The following is a 4,481-nucleotide window of genomic DNA, read 5'->3' as shown; positions in this document are numbered from 1 at the left end:
GGCCGGCCGCGCCGCTCACGTCGAGCGCGGGGCGGCTGTTCGACGCGGTGGCCGCGCTGCTCGGCGTCCGCGACACCGTGACGTACGAGGGACAGGCCGCGGCGGGGCTGGAGCGGCGGGCCGACCGGGGTGTCCGGGACGGCTATCCGGTGACCGTGGCCGGGCCGTGGCCGGTCGTGATCAGGAGCACCGACCTGGTCCGGGCCGTGGCCGGGGACCTGCGGCGGGGCGTGCCGGCGGGTGTGGTCGCGGCCAGGTTCCACCACGGGCTGGCCGATGCGGTGGCGGCGGCGGTCCGCGTGATCGCGCAGGCCACGGGGCTCGGCACGGTGGCGCTGTCCGGTGGCGTGTTCGGCAACCTGGTGCTGCTCGGCGGCGTCGCCGACCGGTTGCGCGCCGACGGGCTGCGGGTGCTGACGCACCGCCGCGTGCCGTGCAACGACGGCGGGATCAGCCTCGGCCAGGCGGTCGTGGCGGCCGCCAGCAGTGGACCCGGCAGTGGACCCGGCGGTGAACCCACCGGCTGACCCACCCGCCCGGCTCGGGTCAGCAGATGCGTGGCAGCGGGTCGCCCACGAGCACGTCCACGATGCGGGTACCGCCGAACGCGGTGCGCAGCAGCACCAGCCCCGCCGGGTCGTCACGGACCGTGCCGACGATCGCCGCGTCGGCGCCGAGTGGGTGCCCGCGCAACGCCTCCAGGGCGCGGCCGGCGTGCGTGCCGTCGACGACGGCCACGAAGCGGCCCTCGCAGGCGACGTAGAGCGGGTCGATGCCGAGCAGCTCGCACACCCCGTTCACCTCGGGTCGCACCGGCACGGCCTCCTCCTCGACCACCACGGCGACCTCGGAGGCGGCGGCCACCTCGTTGAGGATGGTGGCGACCCCGCCCCGCGTGGCGTCGCGCAGCGCCCTGACCTGGCCGGGCACCGCGTCCAGCAGGGCCGACACGACGCCGTGCAAGGCAGCGGTGTCGGACACGATCGGGGCCTCGATGTCGAACTCGCCGCGGGCCACCATGATCGCCGCCCCGTGGTCGCCCAGCGGGCCGGACACGATGACCGCGTCGCCGGGCCGGGCGGCGGAGACGGACAGGTCCACGGGCCGTTCCAGGAGTCCGACGCCCGTCGTGGTGATGTAGCACCCGTCGGCCTTGCCGCGCTGCACCACCTTGGTGTCGCCGGTGACGATCGACACGCCGGCCTCGCCCGCGGCGGCGGCCATCGAGGCGGTGATCCGCCGCAGGTCGGCGACGGGAAAGCCCTCCTCCAGGATGAAGCCCGCGGCCAGGAACCCGGGCCGGGCCCCGCACATCGCCAGGTCGTTGACGGTCCCGTTGACCGCGAGGTGGCCGATGTCGCCTCCGGGGAAGAACAGCGGGGAGACCACGAAGGAGTCGGTGGTGAACGCCGCCCGGCCGGTGCCGAGGCGCAGCGTGGCCCCGTCCTCCAGCGGGGCGAGCAGCGGGTTGCCGAAGGCCTCCAGGAAGACCGCCTGGATCAGCGTCTGGGTCGCCTTGCCGCCCGAGCCGTGCGCGAGCGTGATCCGTTCCTCCTTGACGACCGCCTTGCGGCGCCGCGCCCGGGCGATGCGGTCGAGGACCTGCTGCTCGCGGCTGCGGTGCGGGTGGCCGGGAACGGGCGGCGCGTGCTCGTGACCGGTGGCGGGCCCAGTGGCGGGCCCAGTGGCGGGCTCAGTGGCGGGCTCAGTGGCGGGTTCGGTGGCGGGTTCGGTGGTCATGACCGGGTCGCCTCCCTCACCCGTTCGCGGCTGAAGCGGCCGAAGTTGTAGTAGGCCGCGCAGGCGCCCTCGGAGGAGACCATGCAGGTGCCGATGGGCGTCTCGGGCGTGCAGGCCGTGCCGAACACCTTGCACTCCCAGGGCTTGAGTACGCCCTTGAGCACCTCACCGCACTGGCAGGCCTTGGGGTCGGCGACACGTACCCCCGGCAGGTCGAAGATCCGCTCGGCGTCGTACGCGGCGTACTCCTCGGCCAGGCCGAGCGCCGAGTGTGAGATGAAGCCGAGGCCGCGCCACTCGAAGTGCGGCCGCATCCGCATCACGGTGCCGATGGCCTCCAGGGCGGTGCGGTTGCCGTCCCAGGGCACCACCCGCGCGTACTGGTTCTCGACCTCGGCGCGGCCCTGTGCGACCTGCCCGAGGAGCATGTGGATCGACTGCAGGACGTCCAGCGGCTCGAACCCGGCGACCACCAGCGGCCGGCCGTAGTCGCGGGCGATGAACTCGTACGGCCGGCAGCCGATCACCGCCGAGACGTGGCCGGGGCCGATGAACCCGTCGAGCCGCTGGTCGGGGGAGTCGAGGATGGCCTTGATGGCCGGGATGACCAGGACGTGGTTGCTGAAGACGGAGAAGTTCTCGACGCCTTCGGCGGCGGCCCGCAGCACGGTCATCGCGGTCGAGGGCGCGGTGGTCTCGAACCCGATCGCCATGAACACCACCCGACGCCCGGGGTTCGATCTGGCGATCTTGAGTGCGTCGAGCGGCGAGTACACCATCCGGATGTCGGCCCCGGCGGCCTTGGCGTCGAGGAACGAGCCCCGGCCGCCCGGCACGCGCATCATGTCGCCGAACGACGTCATGATCACGTCCGGCTGGGAGGCGATGTGGATGGCGTCGTCCACCCGGCCCATCGGGATCACGCACACGGGGCAGCCGGGGCCGTGCACCAGCACGACGTCCTCGGGGAGCAGGTCCTCCAGCCCGTGCTTGTAGATCGTGTGGGTGTGCCCTCCGCACACCTCCATGAACGTGTAGCGGCGCCCCGGCTCGCACCGGGAGGCGATGTCGGCGGCCAGCACCCGGGCCTTCGCGCCGTCGCGGTACTCATCGACGAACCGCACGGGTCCCCCTCACGTGATGTCCGACTGCCTGAGCGCGTCGAGCTCGTCGTCGTAGGCCTGGCCGAGCCCCTCCAGGTAGTCGAGCACGGCCTGCGCCTCCGACTCGGAGATCTTCGACAGCGCGAACCCGACGTGGACCAGCACCCAGTCGCCGGCCCGCAGGTCCTCCTCCACGAGCAGGCCCACGTTGATCCGGCGGCGGACGCCACCGACGTCCACCACCGCGAGGTCCGGGTTGTCGTCGTCGGCCGCTATCAGCTCACCGGGGATTCCCAGGCACATCGGCCTGCTCCTCCCCGAACTCGACGGATTCCAGGACCAGCTCGTCACCGCCCGATATCCGCACGTCCGCGCTGCCGCACGGCGCGCACACGGCGAGCACGTCCAGCGACTCGCTGCGCCCGCCGCAGGTGTGGCAGGCGACGGTCACGGGCGTGACGACGAGGTCCACGACGGCGTCCTGCGCGGCGGTGCCCGCCGCGGCGAGCGCGAAGGCCTGGTCGAATGCCTCCCCGACGACGGCGTGGCGGGTGCCGACGCGCACCCGCGCGCCGCTGATCCGCCTTCCGGCGGCTCGCCGTTCGATCAGCTCGACCAGACCCTCGCACATCCCGAACTCGTGCATGCGGCTCTACATCCGTTTCATCGTCAGGTACCGGTGGATTTCCGGCCATTGGTGGATGATGACCGCGCCCAACCCGATGGTCACGATCAGCGCCACTACTCGTGACTTGCTCATGTCATGTCACCTCATTCCGTGTTCTGCGGTGGGGAGCCGGGTCCGGCCCTTTCCGCAATCATGTCCATCAGCAGACGGACGGCTTGGCCGACCGCCGACCGCACCGGCTCGCTCAGCTCGACCAGCACGTCCTCGTCCGGGCCGCCCGCCAGGGCCGTGGCGGGCTCGCAGCACACCACCACCACGCGGTCCGGGACCCGGCCCATCTCCCTGGCCAGCCGTAGCACCCTGACCGGATCCATGCCGTGGGCCTCCACTCCCGCCGCGCCCAGGTCGGACAGGTCCGCCTCCAGCACGGTGAGCGTGCCCGGCGCCTCCCCTCGGGGCGCGGCGTCGACGAGGATCGCCAGGTCGTAGTCCCGCTGCAAGGCGTAGGCCAGATCCATGCCCCGGATGCCGAAGTCGACCACGTCCACGCCCGCCATGTCCGGGGTGCCCGCCATGTCCGGGGCGTCTGTCGCGCCCCTCGCGCCCCCGGCGCCCGGGGTGCTCGCCGTGCGCTGGGTCTCGGCGAGCCGGCGGACCACCTCGACGCCGAATCCGTCGTCGCCGAGGAAGATGTTGCCGATCCCCGCGACGAGGATCCGCGTGGCGGGCGCCGGGGACGCCTCCCCGTCCATCGGCTCGATCTCCTCGGCCGAGTAGAAGAAGCGGTGGCCGGGCATCCGCGCCTCCCCGAGGTCGCGGCCCGGGTCGTCGTCGAGGGTGACCGCGAAGTGGAGCGCCCCCTCGTCGTCCTGCTCGATCGACTCGACGACGGCCGCCCGGCCGTCGAGGACCAGGTCCATGATGTCGGCCCGGGGCCTGGCCGCGGACAGCCGGAGCCGGACCCGGCTGCCCGCGCGCACCGGCCGCCCCGCGATCACCGCCTCGGCCGG

The 4,481-nt window shown here is 73.2% G+C and carries 7 protein-coding genes; 1 reads left to right on the top strand and 6 read right to left on the bottom strand.

The window, feature by feature from the left end; translation table 11 throughout:
• Positions 1-527, top strand: a 527-nt coding sequence (locus DQW85_RS27045) for a Kae1-like domain-containing protein (protein WP_476703618.1), incomplete at its 5' end; no start/stop codon positions are given.
• A gap of 19 nt (positions 528-546) precedes the next feature.
• On the opposite strand, the gene hypE is transcribed toward DQW85_RS27045, so the two are convergent.
• The 6 genes from hypE to DQW85_RS27020 form a co-directional block, all read right to left on the bottom strand.
• The gene (hypE, locus tag DQW85_RS27040; RefSeq protein ID WP_205315440.1) at positions 547-1,740 is read right to left on the bottom strand and encodes a hydrogenase expression/formation protein HypE; all 1,194 of its coding nucleotides are present in this window, start codon (positions 1,738-1,740) and stop codon (positions 547-549) included.
• Entirely contained in the window at positions 1,737-2,864 is a 1,128-nt protein-coding gene (gene hypD / locus DQW85_RS27035) for a hydrogenase formation protein HypD (protein WP_113702735.1), read from the bottom strand. Before hypD ends, hypE begins: the two co-directional genes overlap by 4 nt.
• Positions 2,865-2,873: 9 nt before the next feature.
• Positions 2,874-3,146: a HypC/HybG/HupF family hydrogenase formation chaperone gene (locus DQW85_RS27030; protein WP_113702734.1), complete on the bottom strand. Its 273-nt coding sequence runs from the start codon at positions 3,144-3,146 to the stop codon at positions 2,874-2,876.
• A complete protein-coding gene (locus DQW85_RS27025; RefSeq protein ID WP_113702733.1) occupies positions 3,124-3,489 on the bottom strand; it encodes a hydrogenase maturation nickel metallochaperone HypA in 366 nt (121 codons plus the stop codon). The genes DQW85_RS27030 and DQW85_RS27025 overlap by 23 nt, the downstream gene beginning before the upstream one ends.
• A gap of 6 nt (positions 3,490-3,495) precedes the next feature.
• Positions 3,496-3,603: a DUF6893 family small protein gene (locus DQW85_RS48285; RefSeq protein WP_420819189.1), complete on the bottom strand. Its 108-nt coding sequence runs from the start codon at positions 3,601-3,603 to the stop codon at positions 3,496-3,498.
• 11 nt (positions 3,604-3,614) lie between these two features.
• Positions 3,615-4,481: hydrogenase maturation protease (locus tag DQW85_RS27020; RefSeq protein ID WP_240197451.1), on the bottom strand; the 867-nt coding region annotated here is incomplete at its 5' end.

The organism is Nonomuraea lactucae (assembly GCF_003313395.1).
GTDB classification, from domain to species: domain Bacteria; phylum Actinomycetota; class Actinomycetes; order Streptosporangiales; family Streptosporangiaceae; genus Nonomuraea; species Nonomuraea lactucae.
Note: the sequence above shows the minus strand (reverse complement) of the source record. Positions and strands in the feature narration are given on the sequence as shown.

Excerpts from the sequence above, each read along its gene's own strand:
- hypE (WP_205315440.1), bottom strand. The coding sequence starts at position 1,740 with ATGACCACCGAACCCGCCACCGAACCCGCCACTGAGCCCGCCACTGAG.
- DQW85_RS27030 (WP_113702734.1), bottom strand. The coding sequence starts at position 3,146 with ATGTGCCTGGGAATCCCCGGTGAGCTGATAGCGGCCGACGACGACAAC.
- DQW85_RS27025 (WP_113702733.1), bottom strand. The coding sequence starts at position 3,489 with ATGCACGAGTTCGGGATGTGCGAGGGTCTGGTCGAGCTGATCGAACGG.
- DQW85_RS48285 (WP_420819189.1), bottom strand. The coding sequence starts at position 3,603 with ATGAGCAAGTCACGAGTAGTGGCGCTGATCGTGACCATCGGGTTGGGC.